The sequence below is a fragment of the Flavobacterium sp. LC2016-01 genome (assembly GCF_009711135.1).
Classification (GTDB): domain Bacteria; phylum Bacteroidota; class Bacteroidia; order Flavobacteriales; family Flavobacteriaceae; genus Flavobacterium.
In genome coordinates this window covers 910,875-930,116 of record NZ_WMIC01000001.1, presented here as the reverse complement: position 1 = coordinate 930,116, position 19,242 = coordinate 910,875, and the positions used below count along the sequence as shown (strand labels likewise).

General features: G+C 35.7%; 18 protein-coding genes. 12 read left to right on the top strand and 6 right to left on the bottom strand.

Annotated features, from left to right (window positions below):
- Nucleotides 1–114 precede the first annotated feature (114 nt).
- The 4 genes from GKZ88_RS04095 (at nucleotide 115) to GKZ88_RS04080 (ending at nucleotide 3,856) form a co-directional block, all read left to right on the top strand.
- A complete protein-coding gene (locus GKZ88_RS04095; RefSeq protein ID WP_155101119.1) occupies nucleotides 115–555 on the top strand; it encodes a PaaI family thioesterase in 441 nt (146 codons plus the stop codon).
- A gap of 163 nt (nucleotides 556–718) precedes the next feature.
- Nucleotides 719–2,269 carry a DHA2 family efflux MFS transporter permease subunit gene (locus tag GKZ88_RS04090; RefSeq protein WP_155101118.1) on the top strand — a complete coding sequence of 517 codons (1,551 nt, stop codon included), beginning with the start codon at nucleotides 719–721 and terminating at the stop codon, nucleotides 2,267–2,269.
- A 69-nt stretch (nucleotides 2,270–2,338) separates the two neighbouring features.
- Nucleotides 2,339–2,926 (top strand): TetR/AcrR family transcriptional regulator, encoded by a 588-nt coding sequence (locus GKZ88_RS04085; protein ID WP_155101117.1) that lies wholly within the window; start codon nucleotides 2,339–2,341, stop codon nucleotides 2,924–2,926.
- Nucleotides 2,927–3,043: 117 nt separating this feature from the next.
- Complete coding sequence (locus GKZ88_RS04080; RefSeq protein ID WP_155101116.1) at nucleotides 3,044–3,856, top strand: SDR family NAD(P)-dependent oxidoreductase; 813 nt, start codon at nucleotides 3,044–3,046, stop codon at nucleotides 3,854–3,856.
- A gap of 72 nt (nucleotides 3,857–3,928) precedes the next feature.
- Here the strand turns inward: GKZ88_RS04080 and GKZ88_RS04075 are convergent, their stop codons facing one another.
- On the bottom strand, nucleotides 3,929–4,942 hold the full coding sequence (locus tag GKZ88_RS04075) for a zinc-binding alcohol dehydrogenase family protein (protein WP_155101115.1): 1,014 nt from the start codon (nucleotides 4,940–4,942) through the stop codon (nucleotides 3,929–3,931).
- Between the two features lie 388 nt (nucleotides 4,943–5,330).
- Here GKZ88_RS04075 and GKZ88_RS04070 point away from each other — a divergent pair, with 388 nt between their 5' ends.
- The 6 genes from GKZ88_RS04070 to GKZ88_RS04045 all read left to right on the top strand — a co-directional run bounded on the left by GKZ88_RS04070 (nucleotide 5,331) and on the right by GKZ88_RS04045 (nucleotide 10,217).
- Complete coding sequence (locus tag GKZ88_RS04070) at nucleotides 5,331–5,891, top strand: GNAT family N-acetyltransferase (RefSeq protein WP_155101114.1); 561 nt, start codon at nucleotides 5,331–5,333, stop codon at nucleotides 5,889–5,891.
- A gap of 95 nt (nucleotides 5,892–5,986) precedes the next feature.
- Nucleotides 5,987–6,439 carry a carboxymuconolactone decarboxylase family protein gene (locus tag GKZ88_RS04065; RefSeq protein ID WP_155101113.1) on the top strand — a complete coding sequence of 151 codons (453 nt, stop codon included), beginning with the start codon at nucleotides 5,987–5,989 and terminating at the stop codon, nucleotides 6,437–6,439.
- 93 nt (nucleotides 6,440–6,532) lie between these two features.
- Entirely contained in the window at nucleotides 6,533–6,871 is a 339-nt protein-coding gene (locus tag GKZ88_RS04060; protein ID WP_155101112.1) for a YciI family protein, read from the top strand.
- A 77-nt stretch (nucleotides 6,872–6,948) separates the two neighbouring features.
- Nucleotides 6,949–8,196 (top strand): DUF6596 domain-containing protein, encoded by a 1,248-nt coding sequence (locus GKZ88_RS04055; protein WP_347343851.1) that lies wholly within the window; start codon nucleotides 6,949–6,951, stop codon nucleotides 8,194–8,196.
- Between the two features lie 20 nt (nucleotides 8,197–8,216).
- On the top strand, nucleotides 8,217–9,089 hold the full coding sequence (locus GKZ88_RS04050) for an AraC family transcriptional regulator (protein WP_155101110.1): 873 nt from the start codon (nucleotides 8,217–8,219) through the stop codon (nucleotides 9,087–9,089).
- A 78-nt stretch (nucleotides 9,090–9,167) separates the two neighbouring features.
- Nucleotides 9,168–10,217 (top strand): alpha/beta hydrolase, encoded by a 1,050-nt coding sequence (locus GKZ88_RS04045; protein WP_196216444.1) that lies wholly within the window; start codon nucleotides 9,168–9,170, stop codon nucleotides 10,215–10,217.
- Between the two features lie 106 nt (nucleotides 10,218–10,323).
- Here the strand turns inward: GKZ88_RS04045 and GKZ88_RS04040 are convergent, their stop codons facing one another.
- Entirely contained in the window at nucleotides 10,324–11,199 is an 876-nt protein-coding gene (locus tag GKZ88_RS04040) for an NAD(P)H-binding protein (protein WP_155101109.1), read from the bottom strand.
- Nucleotides 11,200–11,280: 81 nt separating this feature from the next.
- Here GKZ88_RS04040 and GKZ88_RS04035 point away from each other — a divergent pair, with 81 nt between their 5' ends.
- Both GKZ88_RS04035 and GKZ88_RS04030 read left to right on the top strand, forming a co-directional pair.
- Complete coding sequence (locus GKZ88_RS04035; protein ID WP_155101108.1) at nucleotides 11,281–11,646, top strand: helix-turn-helix domain-containing protein; 366 nt, start codon at nucleotides 11,281–11,283, stop codon at nucleotides 11,644–11,646.
- Nucleotides 11,647–11,689: 43 nt separating this feature from the next.
- A complete protein-coding gene (locus GKZ88_RS04030) occupies nucleotides 11,690–12,115 on the top strand; it encodes a DoxX family membrane protein (protein ID WP_155101107.1) in 426 nt (141 codons plus the stop codon).
- Between the two features lie 154 nt (nucleotides 12,116–12,269).
- On the opposite strand, the gene GKZ88_RS04025 is transcribed toward GKZ88_RS04030, so the two are convergent.
- The 4 genes from GKZ88_RS04025 to GKZ88_RS04010 all read right to left on the bottom strand — a co-directional run bounded on the left by GKZ88_RS04025 (nucleotide 12,270) and on the right by GKZ88_RS04010 (nucleotide 19,234).
- Nucleotides 12,270–13,898, bottom strand: coding sequence for a DUF5597 domain-containing protein (locus GKZ88_RS04025; protein ID WP_155101106.1), 1,629 nt, complete (start codon nucleotides 13,896–13,898; stop codon nucleotides 12,270–12,272).
- A 91-nt stretch (nucleotides 13,899–13,989) separates the two neighbouring features.
- Complete coding sequence (locus GKZ88_RS04020) at nucleotides 13,990–16,188, bottom strand: endo-1,4-beta-xylanase (RefSeq protein ID WP_155101105.1); 2,199 nt, start codon at nucleotides 16,186–16,188, stop codon at nucleotides 13,990–13,992.
- A gap of 12 nt (nucleotides 16,189–16,200) precedes the next feature.
- Nucleotides 16,201–17,565: a glycan-binding surface protein gene (locus tag GKZ88_RS04015; RefSeq protein ID WP_155101104.1), complete on the bottom strand. Its 1,365-nt coding sequence runs from the start codon at nucleotides 17,563–17,565 to the stop codon at nucleotides 16,201–16,203.
- Between the two features lie 37 nt (nucleotides 17,566–17,602).
- The gene (locus tag GKZ88_RS04010; protein WP_155101103.1) at nucleotides 17,603–19,234 is read right to left on the bottom strand and encodes a RagB/SusD family nutrient uptake outer membrane protein; all 1,632 of its coding nucleotides are present in this window, start codon (nucleotides 19,232–19,234) and stop codon (nucleotides 17,603–17,605) included.
- Nucleotides 19,235–19,242: the final 8 nt, after the last annotated feature.

The window sequence follows — 19,242 nt, the reverse complement described above, 5'->3', positions numbered from 1 at the left end:
TTAATTATCAATTATTAATTGCGTTTGTCAGGCTGAGTGAAGTCAAAGCCTCTCGCAAACCTAAAACCTGAAACAAAAAAAATCTAAAATCTAAAATCTAAAATCTAAAATCTTATGACACGACTACAAGTACTTCAAGATCACATTGACAGAGAATTTACAGCTTCTCCATCGCCTTTTATGCTTTGGATGCGTCCAATAGTTTTAGCTGCTGAAGATGGCAGTGTTACTTTTCAATACCTGGTTAGAGAAGAAATGTCAAATCCGGTGAAATCACTACATGGCGGCGTTATTGCAGCGATTGCTGATGATTGTATTGGCGCGACGATGTTTTCCTTAAACGAAGAAAACTTTTATACGACCATAAATTTAAACGTCGATTATTTTGCTCCGGCTCGTGTTGGCGACACCATTATTGCCAGAACTTCTATCATTAAAAAAGGAAGACAGTTTGTAAACGCACAATGCGAAATTTGGAATGAAGCACAAACGAGGTTGATTGCGACGGCGTATTCGAATCTTTTTAAAACGAATATTGTGAAGCAAGAATTGTAAATTCTTAGTTTCAGGTTTCAGGTTTCAAGTTTCAAGTTTTAGGTCTCCGAGAGGCTTCTCCCGAAGTCTCGGGATCGCTCAGCCTGACACTAAAATTTATAATTAACAATTTATAATTAATAATTCACAATTAAAAATATACCAATCGGTATAATACAAAAATATGAATCCATTACAACGCAAACTTTTAATAATCACCGTCATTTTGGCCGCGATTATGGAACTTATTGATATTTCTATTGTCAATGTAGCGCTTTCTCACATGAGCGGAAATCTGGGAGCAACGCTTGAAGATACTTCTTGGGTAATTACCGCTTATGCGATTGCCAATGTGATTATTATTCCGATTACGAGTTTTTTGAGTGCCAATCTTGGGCGACGCAATTATTATATTGGTTCGGTTATTTTATTTACGTTTTGTTCTTTCATGTGCGGTCATTCATCAAATATCTGGATGCTGGTATTTTTCAGGTTTTTTCAGGGAATTGGCGGTGGTGCTTTGCTGTCGATATCGCAGGTTGTTGTATTTGAACTTTTTCCGAAAGACAAACAATCAACCGCAGGCGCACTATTTGGAGCTGGAATTTTTATCGGACCTACAATTGGACCAACACTTGGCGGTTATATCACGGAAAACTACGACTGGCCTTGGATTTTCCTTATCAATATTCCGATAGGAATTTTAGTTGCTATTTCTTGCTTTTTTCTGCTGAAAGAACCGCCTGTAAAACCCGAAATCGCAAAAGTCGATTGGATCGGAATTGCATTATTGGCCATTGGAGTTGGTGCACTTCAAACAGTTTTAGAACGAGGTGAAGTTGAAGATTGGTTCGAAACCCGTTATATCATAGTTTTGACAGTTGTTGCGACAATTGCTTTATTAACTTTCATTTATTGGGAATTGACCGTGGATAAACCTGTAGTAAATCTTAAAGTTCTTAAAAGCAAATCCTTAAGTATTGCGGCGATTTTGACTTTCGTAACCGGATTCGGAATGTTCATTTCTATTTACATCAGTCCGGTTGTGGCACAGCGCCTTTTGAGTTTTTCGCCTTATCAAACTGGTTTACTGCTGCTGCCGGGTGCCTTATTTGCGCTTGTTGCTTTAAAACTCTGTGGCACTTTATTGCAAAAAGGTGTTTCGCCGGTTATCATTATTGCAGCAGGATTTATGTTGTTCATTTATTTTAATTGGAGAATGTCTGAAATAACTTTAGACACCAGTGCTTTTGAAGTATCAACAGCGCTTGTTTTCCGAGCTTTGGGAATGGCTTTACTAACCGTTCCGCTTACCATGCTTGCGGTTTCTTCGCTTGATGATAAAGATGTCGGCCAAGGCGCCGCGCTTAATAATATGATGCGTCAATTAGGAGGTTCTTTTGGTGTATCGATAATCAATACCTATATCGTGCATCGTTTTGCAGCACATCGAAATGATTTGATTTCGAATGTTACTCTGGACAATGTAAAAGCAATGAATCGTATCAATAGTTACATCAATTATTTTCAGCATCGCGGTTTTGCTTATAATGAAGCAAGATCAAAAGCATTGAAATTAATGGAAAATATAGTAACGAGACAATCTTCTTTATTGAGTTATAGAGACGCTTTTCTTTTTGTAGGTTTATTTTTTGTACTCACGCTGCCCCTGTTATTGCTGGTAATGAACAAATCTAAAAAGCCAAAAACCAATATTATTCTTTCTGATCATTAAAAAAAAGTGTTAAAAATTTGTTTTTATGACCAATCGGTCATATATTTGTATCGTTAAATAAAAGCTATCATGGCAAAAGGAGAAGAAACCAGACAATTTATCATCGAAAAAGCAGCACCGATTTTTAATACAAAAGGGATTGCAGCAACTTCTATGAGCGATATTATGGAGGCTACCAAATTGTCTAAAGGAAGCATGTACGTTCATTTTGAAAACAAAGAGGTCCTGGCTTGCGCTGCAGTCGATCATAATATGAAAGTGTTAGGTGATAAACTGGTGTCAGAAGTCAGTAAAGGCAAAACAGCAAAAGACGAATTGTTTGCTTATATCGATTTCTTTAGTAATGCCGTGAATCCGCCTTTAACTGGAGGCTGTCCGTTATTAAATTTCGGAACAGAAGCTGATGATACGAACCCTATTGTAAAAGAGAAAATCAATAAAGGATGTAACGCCAATCAGCAATTATTGGCCAGCAGTGTCAACAAAGGAATCGCCAACGGAGAATTTAAACCTAACTGGAACGCCGAAGAATTTGCACTCATCATGTTCGCCATGATGGAAGGCGGTCATTTAATTTCAAGAATGTCAGGCAACAACGATAAAATGAAAATTATCACTAAAACCCTCAAAAATTTAATAGAGGAAAACAGCCTCTAATTTTTTTTATTAAAAAAATGACCGATTGGTCATAAAAGACAAAAGAAAACAATTCAGAACTCATATTTTATATATAACATTTTACAACTTATCATTAACAATTAACAATTAGAAAACATGTCAAAAACAATTTTAATTTCAGGAGCGTCAAAAGGATTCGGAAGAGCCTGGACAGAAGCATTTTTAGCAAAAGGATACAAGGTAGCTGCAACAGCCAGAAATATCGATACCCTAGCCGACTTAAAAGCACAATACGGAGAGGCTATTTTACCTCTTAAACTAGACGTAAACAACCGTTCAGAGTCGTTTGCAGTGGTAGAAAAAGTACAACAGCATTTCGGGACTATTGATATCCTGATTAACAATGCGGGTTATGCTTTGAACGGTGCGGTAGAAGAAGCTTCAGAACAAGAAGCAAGAGCACAATTCGAAACCAATTTCTTTGGTACGCTTTGGTTAACACAAGCGGTATTGCCAATTATGAGAAAACAACAAAGCGGTCATATTATTCAGGTTTCTTCTATTTTAGGAATCGCAACTTTACCGATTATTGGATTATATAATGCTTCTAAATTTGCCGTTGAAGGTCTTACTGAAACATTGGCTTCAGAAGTAAAACAATTTGGAATTAATGTTACTTTGGTTGAACCAAACGGTTATGTTACTGATATTTGGGGTAACGGTTTCAACAGCGAAAGCATCGATGCATATGACGGAATCAAAAAAGCACTTGCAGAAGGACATGATCCTGATACTTTCGGAAAAACAAGCGCTACAGTTCCGGCGATCATTAAATTAGTAGAAGCAGAAAATCCTCCTTTACGTTTATTTTTAGGAAAAGTAGCTTTACCATTTGCCAAACAAACTTACGAGCAAAAACTAAAAACGTGGGAAGAATGGGCAGACGTTTCTGTCGCAGCTCACGGTTAATTTGATTTCTGATTTTAATTGAAAAAGCGAGACGATTCTTTTGAATTATCTCGCTTTTTTTATCTGAAAAATTTAAAACTTAATTGCTATTTTCCCAATCGTTCTCCCCGATTCTAAAAGCTGATGTGCTTTTTTCAAATTGTCAGCTGTAAGTCCGTTTAAGGTCAAATTTAAAGTCGTTTTTAAAACACCTTCATCTAGTAAATCGGCAATTTTATTTAAAATATGATGCTGTTCGATCATATCTTCAGTCTGAAACATGGAGCGCGTGTACATCAATTCCCAAGAAAAGGAAACACTTTTACTTTTCAGTTTGTTAAGCGCAACTGGTTCACTGCTTCCAGTAATCGAAGCGATATGCCCTTGAGGCTTAATCAGTTCTGCCATACTATCCCAATACACATTGGTATCCACAAAATCCAAAATAAAATCAACCGTTTCAAAACCAGCTTCTTTAACCGAAGCAATTAAGTTTTTATGATCTACAACAAAATCGGCTCCTTGTTTTTTGCACCATTCAATAGTTTCAGGACGCGACGCTGTGGCAATAACCGTTAATCCAGCAATTTTCTTCGCCAATTGAATCGCAATTGAACCTACTCCGCCTGCACCTCCAATAATTAAAATTGATTTTCCTTTGTCTTTTTCAGCATTGATTCTGATTCGGTCAAACAAAATTTCCCAAGCTGTCAAAGCAGTTAATGGAATCACGGCCGCTTCTTCAATACTTAATGACTTTGGTTTTCGGCCTGCAATTCTTTCATCAATAATCTGATATTCCGCATTACTTCCCTGTTTTGTAATATCTCCGGCATAATAAACCAAATCACCAACTTCAAACAGAGTCACTTTTTCGCCAACTGCCTGTACAATTCCAACGGCATCCCAGCCAATGATTTTTGGAGTTTCAAGAACAGTATCTTTCGCACTGCTCTGACGAATTTTAAAATCGACTGGATTTACTGAAATCGCATCAATTTTTACTAATAAATCATCCGCGCCGGGCACTGGCTTTACAGCTTCAAATTCTATAAAACTCTCTTTTTCTTTTATGTCTAATGATGTTTTAAATCCTATTGCTTTCATTCTTTTTTAATTTTAAATTAAAATATAATAACAAAGATACGAGCAGTTTATATTATTGAACTGGTATATTTTTATCCTATATCGGTAGAAATTCGGCAATATCTTATATGGTTTCCCGCAGATTTTACAGATTGAACAGATATATTTGAAACTTTATTTAAACACATAGAAACATAGAATTTCTTTGTATTGAAAAAGGTAAATTTAAAGAAACTAGTTTCTCACACATAGTTTTGTGGTTTTCCTTGCGAAGAACTTTGTCAAAGTTTAAGGCAACAACTATGTTGGTTTAAACAAGTGAAACGCCTTTATAGCCAAAGATGCCGATAGCTACCGGGACTATGTGTTTAAATAAAACTTTAAATTTGCTAAATCAAACTTTCTCAGAATGAATATCAGAAAAGCCAAAATATCAGATTCAGAACAAATTGCTCCAATATTATTACTCGCAATGGAAGATATCATTTATAAGTTTCTTAAAAAAGAAGATTATGTTGCCGCGAAAGATTTCCTGCAGTATTTCATCGGAAAAGAAAACAATCAATATTCGTATCAAAATTGTTTTGTCGCTGAAGCGGATAATGAAATAGTCGGAGCCGTTAACATTTATAATGGTGCTGCTTTAGAAGCTTTAAGGATTCCGATTATTGAATATGTCCGAACCCATTTTAATCCGGAATTTGATCCGGAATTAGAAACAAAAGCCGGCGAATTTTATATTGATTCTTTAGGTGTAAATCCAAAACATCAAGGAAAAGGGATTGGTTCAAAACTGCTTCGTTTTTTGATTGAAGAATTTGTTGCCAAAAACAATCAGACTTTAGGATTATTGGTTGAAGAAGATAATTCAAACGCAAAAAAGCTTTATTTAAACCTCGGATTTCAAGTTGTTGGAGAAAAAACGTTGGTCGGAAAAACACTGGAACACCTTCAAATACGTCCAAAATAAAAGATTTTTACTTTTTTTTATTTTTTTTTCAAAAATTTGTCCAGTTCTGAAACTTCGGTTGTCATTAGAGTATAAACAATTAAAATTTATACAAAATGGAAACTAGAATTAATGTATTCGAAAAAGGTCAAAAAGCAATCTCAACATTATTTGGCGTAAGCGGTTATTTGAAAAAATCAGGACTTGAAAAATCTCTTTTAGAATTGGTAGATTTTAGAGTATCGCAAATTAATAACTGTGCGTACTGTCTTGATATGCATTCAAAAGAAGCAATCGCAAATGGCGAAACAACACAGCGATTATTTGGTTTAAGCGCGTGGAGAGAAACTCCTTATTTCACGGAACGCGAAAGAGCGGCACTTGCTTATGCAGAAGCTGTAAATGCTTGTGATGTTCCTGATAAAGTTTACAATGTTGCAAAAGCTTCATTTTCTGAAGAAGAATTGATTGATCTTACGCTTGCCATTGGTGCAATCAACATTTGGAACCGCATCAATATTGCTTTTGCCAATACCCCTGGAGCTTACAGAGTTGGGCAATTTGGATAAATAAACCAAGCTGTTTTTATATCTGGTAAAAACACTAAATTTATATCATTATAAAAACAGCTTCTTTTTTATAAAACACTAAAATATATCAAAATGAATGAATTCATATTAATTTTCAGAAGAGATTTTACAACTAAAGAAGTACAGCCTTCGCCAGAAGAATTACAACAGCATTTACAGCAATGGCAAAACTGGTTTGGTGGTTTAGCGGCACAGGATAAATTGGCAAGACCTTTACAGCGCTGGGACGGGAAAGGAAAATTGGTAACTTCAAACAAAGGAATTACCGACGGACCTTTTGTTGAAATTAAAGAATCTATTGGTGGCTTAATTGTTATAAAAGCCAAAGATTATGAAGAAGCGGCAGCAATTGCACAAGGATGCCCGGTTTTAGATTTTGGAGGCAATGTTGAAATCAGAATGGCGGTTTAAATAATTATAAATTGTGAATTGTAAATTATCAATTTATCGTCTTTAAATAATTTATAATTCACAATTAACAATTTACAATTTTGGAAAAAGAACTTATACCCAATTTATTCAGAACGGAATATCAGAAGATTGTTTCGGTGCTTTGCAGTCTGTTTGGCATTCATCATATTGAAATTGCCGAAGATATTGTGAGCGATACTTTCTTGGCCGCTTCTGAAACTTGGGCTATAAAAGGAATTCCAGAAAATCCGACGGCTTGGCTTTATACCGTGGCTAAAAATAAAACCAAAAACCATTTTAAGAGAACTGATATTTTTGAAAAGAAAATTGTCTCAGAAATCAAATACAATGCACCGTTGAACAATCCGGAAATCGATATTGATTTATCAGAACAAAATATTGCCGACAGTCAGCTGGCGATGATTTTTGCCGTCTGTAATCCTTGTAATTCTGCTGAAGCGCAAATTGCATTGGCATTGAATTTATTATGCGGTTTTGGAATAAGCGAAATATCGGATGCTTTTCTTTCAAATAAAGAAGTGATTTACAAACGTATCAATCGTGCTAAAGAAAAACTTAAAGAAGAAAACATTAAAATACAAAGTCCGAATAAGACTGAAATCTCAGACCGGATTGATACGGTTTTAAAAACCATTTATCTGCTTTATTCTGAAGGTTATTACTCGACTTCACAAAATACCACACTGCGTAAGGATCTTTGTGCCGAAGCCATGCGCCTTACCTATTTATTGGTTCAGAATCAAACAACTAATCTTCCCGAAGTAAATGCTTTAATGGCATTAATGTGTTTTCATTCGTCCCGATTTGATGCGCGTACCTCAGAAAGCGGTGAAATTATTTTATACCAAGATCAGGATAAAACGCTTTGGAATCAGGAATTAATTGACCGAGGAACTTATTTTTTAGGTAAATCTTCTATCGGAAATACACTTTCAAAATACCATCTTGAAGCCGGAATTGCTTATTGGCATACACTAAAAAGTGATACTTTAGAAAAATGGAAACATATTCTGGAACTTTACAATCATTTAATTATTTTAGAATATTCTCCAATTGTTGCTTTAAACAGAACTTTTGCTTTATCAAAATCTATTGGCAAACAAGAAGCAATAATTGAAGCAGAAAAGTTAAATTTGACTGATAATCATTTTTATTATTCGCTGCTTGGGAATTTGTATACCGATATTGACAATTTAAAAGCACTTCATCATTTTGAAACCGCTCTAAAACTGGCCAAAACTCTTTCGGATAAAAATATTATCAGTAAAAACATTTTAGAACTTTCGTCGAAAGAAAAGAATTAGAAATAAAAACAGCTTCACCAATGCTTAACCATAAATTTTTTGAATCTAATTATAAAAAGCTGGGCTTCTTCGCCCTGAATGAAGATTTTATTAAAGAAATTAATGGCGATTTGTACAAATCATATATTAAAGTCCTTTATCTTCCTGAAGGATATTCAATTACAATAGACTTTAAGCAGTATCAAACTTCCAGTCCTTCCCTATTTTTTATCAACAGCAATCAATATCTGCAAATTGATAAGGAAGGAAAAAAGCAAGGTTATTTTATGTATTATAACCGAGATTTTTATTGTGTACAAATTCATGATGCCGAGGTGGCATGCGACGGATTATTATTCAATAATATTTTTGAAATGCCAATGACTGCTCTGCCTGATAAAGAGGTCTTATTTATTGATGGCATTTACTCACAGCTGCAGCAGGAATTTGATGCACCTGATTCTTCTCAGGAAGAAATGATCAGAACGTATTTAAAACAGCTGATTATCAAAGCAACCCGAATTTGGAAAATACAGCAGTTAGGTGTTTTGAATGATGAACCTTCAAAAGAAATGGATTTTTTCAGAGATTTCAGCCGATTGGTCGAAATTCATTTCAGAACCAAACATACTGTAGCAGATTATGCCGATATTCTTGGCGTTGCTCCAAAAACACTTTCTAACAAATTCAATCGGTTAGAACTTCAACAGCCAAATGATATTATTAAAGACCGAATTATTCTCGAAGCAAAACGGCTTTTGGGCTATTCTTCCTTAAGCGTAAAAGAGATTGCTTATCAGCTTGGATATGAAGATCCGGCTTATTTTAACCGACTTTTTACCAATAAAGTCGGCGACACTCCTTCAAATTTCAAGAAAAAATACCTTCAAGGGAAAAATGTACAATTAGAATAGACTTTTGTCTATTTTTAAGGCTTTACAACCGCCATATCTTTGTCCTATCAAATTATAAATAATTAAAAGATAAAAGATATGAAAACTATTAAAGCATTACAACAAAGTTTATTTATTGCAGCATTGTTAATCGTAAATACAATTGCTTCAGCACAAGAAAGACCTTATAAAGGACAAAACGACCCGGAAATATTTACAGAAGTCAGAGGTTTTTTAAACGCACTAAATTCAGGTGACGGAAAACCGCTTGAACAATTATCTGTTACTGACGCACGTAATGTTTTAGTTGGTGCCCAAAAATCAGTTGAAGTTGATTATTCTGGTATCGAAGAATCTGAAAAAGTAATTTCACAAAACGGTTTAAAAGTAAAAATTCATATTACAAAACCAAAAGGAGCTAAAGACAATGCCCCTGTATTTATCTTTATTCACGGCGGTGGCTGGGTTTTAGGAGATTATCCAACTCATAGAAGATTAGTAAGAGATCTTGTGGTTGAAAGCGGTGCCGTTGCAGTTTTTCCTGACTATACTCCTTCTCCAGAAGCTAAATATCCTGTAGCAATAAATGAAATTTATGCCGCAACTCAGTGGGTTGCCGAAAATGGAAAAGAAATTGGCGTTAACGGCAAAAACCTTGCTGTTGTTGGAAACAGCGTTGGAGGTAATATGACTGCAGCAATTACTTTGATGGCAAAAGACAAAAAAGGACCTCATATCAAACTTCAAGTTTTACTTTGGCCAGTAACCGATGCTAATTTTGAAACTGAATCTTATAATTTATATGCCAATGGACGTTTCTTAACTAAAAATATGATGAAATGGTTTTGGGATAATTACTTGCCAGAAACTTCAAAAAGAGCTGAAAAATATGCTTCTCCACTTCAAGCAAGTTTAGCTGAACTTAAAGATTTGCCTCCTGCCTTAGTTCAAACTGCTGAAAATGATGTTTTAAGAGATGAAGGTGAAGCTTATGCCCGAAAATTAAACGAAGCTGGAGTTCCTGTAACTTTAACAAGATACAACGGATTGATTCACGATTACGGACTTTTAAATCCAATTTCAAATGTTCCAGCGATTCAAACAGCAATTCAGCAAGCTGCAATTGTGATTAAAACTACCCTGAAATAAGAATTTAACAATATCATAATGAAAAAGAGACAGTAATAAGCTGTCTCTTTTTTTGCTCAAAAAAGTTACAATAAACAGTGAATTTTTATTCTAGCTTTTGATCGATTTAGTAGTTTACAGCAAATTCTTTTGCAAAATCTTCCAGTTTTGTTTTTCCGTCAATAATCTTGTTTTTTAAGAAATCAGCTGCGATTGCGCCACTGCGTAAACCCGTTCCCATTTCAGTATATAAGCCGGCAAATTCTTCTGGCAATCCAGCCTGAATCATTCCGTTTAAAGATTGTTCATCCGTAAATTCAATCCATGGCAATTCTGGCTTTTCGATTGCTGTACCCAATATTTTTGCAGCCTCACCTGGAGTACGCACATCACTTATAATGTAGCGAATATTTTTTCCTGATCCTGCTTTTACCAATTCTTCTGCGGCCGCGTTTGCGATATCTTCTGGATGCACATAAGGAATTACAGTTGATGCAGGATAATTTGCCCCCATAATCTCGGCGCCTTTTATCATTGGAACATCATTATAAAAATTAGTATAGAAAAATCCTGCTCGTAAAAAAGTTATCGAAGCATTTTCTAATTTTTCATATATTTTTTCAATGTTGTAAAGTCCTGCAATAGGACCAGTACCATTTGGCAAATCAGCACCAATACTGCTCAACATTACAACTCTGCCAATTTGAGCACCAGCAATTGCTTTAGCAAAAGCATGTCCGGCATTTATTGTATTCGCTATAACATTACTGCCTCCCATGTTTGGCGGTGTCATTGCAAAAACAGCATCTGCTCCCTCAAATGTTTTCTCTAAAAAGACAGCATCGCTCACAGAACCAATTGCTGCTTTTGCTCCTAATGCTTCGATTGCTTCGCTTCGATCTGAATTGCTGGTAATTACTGTTACCTGATGTCCCGCAGCAATAAGTTTTTTAACTAATGGTTTCCCGATGTTCCCTAACGAACCTGATATTGTAATTTTCATGACTGTATATTTTTTTATTATCTGAAACAAAGGTATATTTGTACTTACTTTTACACAAGTACTTACCCTAAAGTATGCACTATGACAGCAATTAAAGAATCTTCAACAATTCAGGAAAACAAGCAGTACGCCTTAGAAAAATGCCCTGTTACCTATGTAATGGAAAAAATTGGAGGTTATTGGAAACCTATTATTCTTTATCATCTTTCGGAAGGAAGCAGACGCTATAGCGAATTAAAAAGAGCCATTCCTGCCGTCAGCGAGAAAATGTTGATCCAGCATCTTAAACAGCTCGAGGCCGATAATCTTGTTATCAGAGAAGCTAAACCTGTCGTTCCTCCTTATGTAACCTACCGCTTGAGCCCAGCTGGAAAGGGTTTAATGCCTGTAATTCATGCAATGGCAGAATGGGCTTTTAAAGATAAAGAAAACGGTTTTACATCTTAAGTTACCCAACATCTTTTTACTTTTACATAAAAAATTGTCCAATATGAAAAACATATCCTTATCAAATGCCGGTTTTATTTTAAGAATCTTTTTAGGAATTACCATGCTTTCTGCAGTTGCAGACCGTTTTGGCTTTTGGGGCGCACCAGGAGCGCCGGGAGTAGCGTGGGGAAATTGGGATAATTTTATTGCTTATACCCAAACGCTTAATTCTTTTGCTAGTAAATCTTTAGCTGGAATTTTAGGTGCATTAGCTACTTTTTTCGAAATTACATTTGGCCTGCTTTTGATTATCGGATTTAAAACCAAATATGCTGCTCTTGGAACAGCTGGATTAATGCTGCTTTTTGCATTGACAATGACTTTTTCAATTTCAATTAAAGCGCCATTAGATTATTCTGTTTTTACCAGTTTTGCGGCGGCGTTAACGCTTTCTGCAATTGATAAGACTTCTTTTTCTTTAGATTAGTTGTAAAGGGAGACAAAGAGACAGAGAGACAAAGGTTTCTAAACTGTATCCATAAAGCAAACCCGACAAGTTTTTAAAACCTATCGGGTTTATTGTTTAGTGACTAAAAAAAACCTTTACAACTTTGTCTCTTTGTCTCTTTGTCACCTAAAATTTACTCATAAGAGTACAATTTTACCCTCTGAATTTCATAATCATCAACAGCAATTCTTATATGTCGGCCTTGGTGAGTTTGATCTCCGTTGAAGTGGCGAATGGTTTTCCAAACTCCATTTTCAAAAATTCCCTGATCTGTTTTTAAGATTCCTGCATTCAATTCTTTATTTTTTAAAGGTTTAAAAGTGACTACAATTCCGGAGCCGGAAATATAGAATTCGTCTGGAGCAATTTCAATAATAATGGCGCTGGTCATTGGCCAAACTGCTTCCTTGGCACCATCTGACCAATTTAAAGTATAATCATGTTTGAACGTAAATTCATAATTTCCCAACTGAATAATTTGTGACTGATTTTCTTTATCTAATAAAACCCCGTCAATTCTTCCTTGCCCTTTATTTGCTTCAATAATTGGCGTTAATTGCTTTACCAATTCATAAATTTTTCCAAGCGGTTCTTTTTTTGCATCGGCAACAGATTCAATAGAAAAAGGCGAAAAACCTATGGCTTCATAATGACCAATGGCATACAAACCTTTGAACGGCGCAGAAGCATCAAAACGATGTTCAGGAATAAACAACGGGTCGCCCTGACGCGTAAACAAATCATTCCAATGCTTAAAATTTGGATTGTAAAAATCTGGCGAAAGAAAATCAATTGCTGTTCCGCCAGCTTTCCAGACATCCATAAGATGTGGCAACGGCCCGGCACTCGGATATTCGCCTGGTTTTTTTTCTGGCGCATTCAAAGCTGCGTTTACAAACATTGGCAATGCGTAAACCTCTTTTCCGGCTTTGGCAACTTTATTGGTAAACTGCGAAAAATACCAAGCCATAAAAATTTCATCGGTTTGAGTTCCTTTTCCGAAAATGTCTTCCCAATTTCCTTTCGTTTTGAAACCATTTTTCTTCCAGATTTCTAAAAATTCGGGAATTAATTTTTCTTTGTTTTGCTGTAAATATTTTAATAAATCAGCTGGAACTTCTTTCTGAAAAACAATATTCGCCTCTGAGCAATAATCTCTCGCAGTTGGCAGCATTCCAATTTCATTCTCCACCTGAATCATTATGACGGTCTGCTCCTTTTGATCAAAATCTTTGATGTGTTTCATCAATTTCTGAAAAGCATTCGAATCGGCTGTTAAGTTGTTTTCGCTGAAAGGCGTCAGGATCTCATGGCTTTTGTTTTTATCATCTTTAATTCTTGGATATTTCTTCTGATTTAATTTTACCCATTCTGGTGCGTGACTTGACATGCTGTTTTTCCAAGAACCAAACCAAAGAAACACCAGTTTTAAATTCTCTTTTCTGGCTCTGACAATTAAATCATCGACCAAAGAAAAATCAAATTTGCCTTCCTCCTTCTCTATCAATTCCCAATAAATTGGTGTCAGCACTGTGTTTAAATTCATATCCGTCAGTTTGGGCCAAATTGGTTCCATACTTTCCATCGTAGTTGCAGAAGAATTCCCTAATTCTCCTCCGCGAATTATAAATGGTTTTCCGTTAACCATTAACTGTGTCTTGCTTCCTTTTTTTTTTTGATTTGGAATTTTTTCCTGAGAAAATCCAAACTGTATAAACAGTACAAAAAGCAGAAAAAATCTCGTTTTTAGAAAATATTGCATTCTGATTGTTTTAAAAATTTAAGAAAACAAATAATCCATGCACAAACCCGAAATGGAATTTGTGTCATGGATTATTTTTAATTAAAAAATATTACTTCTTTACTAATTCACCAGAGAATCCAGCACTTACATCTTTTCCTGCAAGACCGTCTGCAGTTCCTTTGTAAGCGTGTTTACGAACATAATTTGCGTCCCAAAGGTTTGGAGATTCATTTGGAAGCCAGTATTCGTGCTCTTTAACACTGTCTGAAACACCCCAAATTGTAATTCCGTATTGCTGTGCTGCCGGAATATATTTTTTGTACATGTCAATAACATATTGATACATTGCCGCTTGCGAAGCCTGTTGTTCAACAGTTGGCGTAGCAGTACCTAATCTGATATCCAGCTCCGAAATTTTAATCAATTTCCCAGAAGCTGCCAGTTTTTGGAACATCTGAACAATTTTATCTTTATCAGTTGTCAACGAAATGTGCATTTGAGTTCCAATTCCGTCAACCGTAGCACCTTTGCTTTCAATATATTTCACATATTCAATCAAACCGTCACATTTGTCTAATCTTGATTCAAGATTGTAGTCATTGATGAAAAGTTTATCTGTAGCATTTCCATTTGTACGAGCTAACTTAAAAGCAGTAACGGCGTAATCTTTTCCTAAATATTTAATCCAAGAGAAATAATCTGTTGCTGTGTCGCCTTCTGTTCCGTTTCTTAAAGTTCCGTCTTCTTTCATTGGCTCATTCACAACATCCCAAGCAAAAACGCTTGTTTTATAATGTGCCATCATTTTAGCGATCCAATCAGCCATTGCGTTACCAATGATCGTTGTTTTTTCAGCATCCGTTTTATCGATATTAACTGGAGGAGTTGCACCACCGCTTGATGTTCCGTCAGAAACTACCACATTATCGATATAATACGTTCCAGCAGTTCCTCCTAAGTCAAAGTTCAATCCAGTTTCTGTTCCATTTCCTTTAAACTTCCATTCAATCAGTTTCCAAGTTGGTGAAGTTGCCTGATCTCCTTGATAATGTGCTGTTGTTCCAGTTGTAGAGCAGCGTACAGAACCTGTTGCCTCTGAACGAATCATAAAAGAAATTGTATAATCTTTATCTAAAACTAGCGTAGAAGTAAAATCAGAATGAATCTGTGTTTTCCATTGATTTGCTGCATCACTTGTAGCATTTACTACTTTCATAGCACCATTTCCTTCATAAGCATTTGCTGCTGTTGCAAGACTCAAAGAACCAGCGGCACCATTGTATTGAGACCATCCGTTAATATCTGTGTTGAATTTACCATTAGCAACCAAATTAGTAACCCCTACTGGCGCATCTAAATCAACAACCGCTAAAGTATTAACGTCAATTAAATACGTCACATTTGGCAAGTAACCTAAATCTAAATTAAACTGAAAACTTGTACTTCCAGCCTTAAAATCGCCTGGAGCCAACTTAATTTTAACCTGCTGCCATGATGATGTAGTTGCAAAAGCTTCTGTCTGCGAACCTGTGCCATACCAATCTTTATATGGATATTGACTATTCAATGATGCATTAAAAGAAATACGGCCTTTTCCAGCGATATCCGATTTAATATAAAATGAAAGTTCATAATTATGAGCAGCATTAATAGGAACATTTGGCGATGTCAGCTGTAAATTATACGCTACTGAAGATGTTGCGCTTGACTGTAATTGCACTGCCTGCGAAGTACTCGTAAGTCCAGAATTTGCAACTACCGAAATTCCTTTTCCAGGATTATTTTTTGCCCAGTTGGTAAACGCACCGCTTTTTAAGCCTGCAATATCTAAAATATTAGCACCACTTGAACCCGGAATTACCGTTGCCGCAATAATACTGTTCAAATAACTTGCATTTTGATTCGAATGCCAAACTAAAGTGTGCCCAAAAACTTTTAAGCCAGCTTCTTTAGTTTTAGCAATAAAAGCATCCATTGTAGCAAAGTTTATTTCTCCTTTTGAATTCACCATCGCGCCATGTTTCATCTCATATCCCGGTGTCACCTCGTCAAAATTTTCATTTACAATTTTGCGGTAAGCGGCATCGTTCAGGTATAAATCTGCTCCAATTCCGTTTCCTAGAACGAAATTGGTGTAGTTTTTTAATGGCTCATAACGGCCTATTTTTTCAACTAATTCTAATGGAAGCTCTGCGCCTGTTATAGCACCGTGTTCCGGATCTTTTTCCCAGTCCATCAAATTATCATCGCAAGATGATAAAAACATTAATGACAAGGCAGCTATTGGAAGTATATTTTTATATTTCATTTTGATGCTTTTTTAGTTAAAATCGTTGTAAACTGGTGTGTTTAAAGAAACTATTCTCCAGTTGTCTGTGTACACTTTTACAGAAGTTGCTTTTGATGGAAATTCGACTTCACTTGCAGTTCCTGTTACATCTTTAAGCTTGACATCAGAGTTTTCGAAAAACATTCCGAAGTTTTGATATGTTGCCGCTTCACGGAATGCCAAAACAGTTTCGAAAGTATAAGCTTCTTTCGACCATGCGTAGAATTTATTTAACGGAATAGTTACTGTTTTCCAACCAGTTGTTTTAAACTCTACTGATTTTCCATCAACAATCCACGGAACATAATTATAAACAGCGCCTGTCCATTCTCCTCCGTTAAAGTTATTAATCATACATACTTTTAAGAAACCCGAATCTTTCCATGCATCTGGAACAAAAACATCAAATTGCAATGCTACTTTATCAAGTGGTGTATTTGCCGGAATGTATGGCGTTAATTGTGTTCTCCAGTTATCAACTCCGCTTCCTGCAGTCCAAACTTCTGAAAGACGATTTTTTCCAGCATCAAAAGAAGCGATACGAGCCGGACGATGCGGTACATATTTCCCTTGAGAAACATTACCCGTTCCAATTGCTGCTGATTCCAAATCTTCTGGCTGTATCATACTTGTGCCTGTTCCCCAATATCCGTGCTGTCCTTGTCCGTCAAAATTAAGAAGCAATCCTTTTTTAAAGTTGAAATATGCCGGAGAATAAACACCGCCGTTTGAACCTTCAACATATAATGAACCTCCATTATCTGAAACTCCGTTTGGCATTGCAACCGTAAAAAATTCACCATCTGGATCTGAAACAATTCCTGTCGTTACAGTAACATTTCCTGGGAAAACTACTTTTTTAACTTCTGTCAAACCAGAACCTGAAACCGTAATAATTTCTCCTGGATTAGGCATTGTATTCGAAATTTCATTAATAGCTGGTTTTCCTGAGCGAATATCAAAATTGAAAGTCGTTTCAGTATTATCATTTACAAAACGAATTGTATTTCTTGCTGCAGGATCTGCTTCAATTGTTGGTGTATCAGCAGAAACACTGACAATCATTGAATTATCAGAAACAAATACCACATTAAAATACGTTGAATATCCATTTATAAAAACTCTTCTTAGTCCTGTAAATCCTGAACCTTCAATACGTAATGTCTGTCCTAAACGGGCAAAAGTTACTTCTCTGTCGGGAACAGATGAGTTTACATCTTCCAGAAATACTTTGCTTATTACTATTTGTTTACTGGCGCCATCAGTATTGTCGCAGGCAGTAAACAGCATATTAAAGACCATCATCCCAAGAAATGCGATGGGTGCCCAATACTTTTTATTTAAAATATATTTCATATTAATCTTTCTTTTAGATTTATTATTTTCAGTCTGATTAGAATAAGTCTTTGATTTTCTCTTCTGTAAATTGATACGGAACTGGATTTTCTCTCAACAGCGGATTCTGAACCAATTCAGATTCTGGATAAGGCAGTACAAAAATTGTAGCATCAATTACACCAATCGAACGTGTGCTGTTGCTTTTTGAAGCATCAACCGAAACCGTATTTGTTGCAGAATCATACAAAATTGGCACAATAGTTCCTCTGTTTTGACCTGTTATATAGTTTATTACTTCCTGTTGTTTGTAATACGATCTACGTACTAAATCATACCAATATTGTCCTTCCATACACAATTCTACTCTTCTTTCATGGATAATATCAGCATAAGTCAAAGTTGCTTTTGGATCAAGTCCTGCACGCTGGCGAAGCAAGTTTACACCACTAATTGCAAGAGCATCTGCAGTTGAAGCATTATTTCCTAAAGCGGCTTCGGCATAATTCAAATAAACTTCGCCTAAACGCAACATATAAGTATTTAAACCTGAATTCATACGCGTTGTTTTAGGGTTGTCTTTTGTAGAACCTACAACACCTTTTTTCACAGTAAGGAAATCTTTTGTATGGTCAACCGTATAACCTCCGTTTGATTTGTTTATTTCTGGATAAAAATCATCATCACCCATCCAAGTTGCTTTTCGGCGGGCATCTTTAGATTCATACTCATACAAAATATTATTAGAAGCTCTTGTCCAATATCCCCAAGCCGCATCATCTCCTGTAACATCAGAACCTAGCGCAAAATAAGCCTGATGCATATTATTCACTCCATAATCACCATTTGGAACCCATTGCAAAGCAAACATGGATTCTGTATTGTTATTATTATCAATTTTAAACAAATCAGCATAATTGGCCATTAACTTGTATGGACCAGAATTGATTACTTTTTCAGCTGCTTTTTTGGCTAAATCAAGATATTCCTGCTTTCTTGTACCGCTGTTTGGGTTATCACTTACTCCTGAAAAAGACAAATAAACACGAGAAAGCATTCCGAATGCACTATATTTTGTCAAACGTCCTGCCTGACCTGCCTGCTCTGGAAGATATTTTGCTGCAAATTCTAAATCACGAATCGCAAATTCATAAACATCTTTCATCGGACTTTTATTTACAATTGGATTTTTAACCAATTCTCTTGGGTCAGTAGAAATAATTGCGTCACCCCAAAGCGATGCCAAATACCAGTAAGCAGTTCCTCTCATAAAACGAGCTTCGGCAATGTATTTGTTTTTAATAGTTGTATTTACATTACTGTCTGAAATACCAATAATTACATTGTTTGACTGTTGTACAACATTATATAAAGATCCCCAGGCAGAAACTAAAGGTCCTGTCAGTCCTGTTTCAGATAAATCTGTAAATGGATAAACATAATCGGAATACGGTGCATACAAATTGTCCGAACGCCCGTCACCTAAACCATAATAAAATTTATCATTAAAATCGAACCAAACTTTATTGTAAAGCGGTCCCGTTGCAGCCTGAAAATCGGCTTCTGACTGATAAAAATTTTCTTTTGTAATTTGATCTTCGGGTTCAACATCTAAAAGATCACTGCAACTAGTCCAAACAAATGGTAATGCGATCAAAAGAACCGAGTATAATATTTTTTTTGTTTTCATTGTCTGCA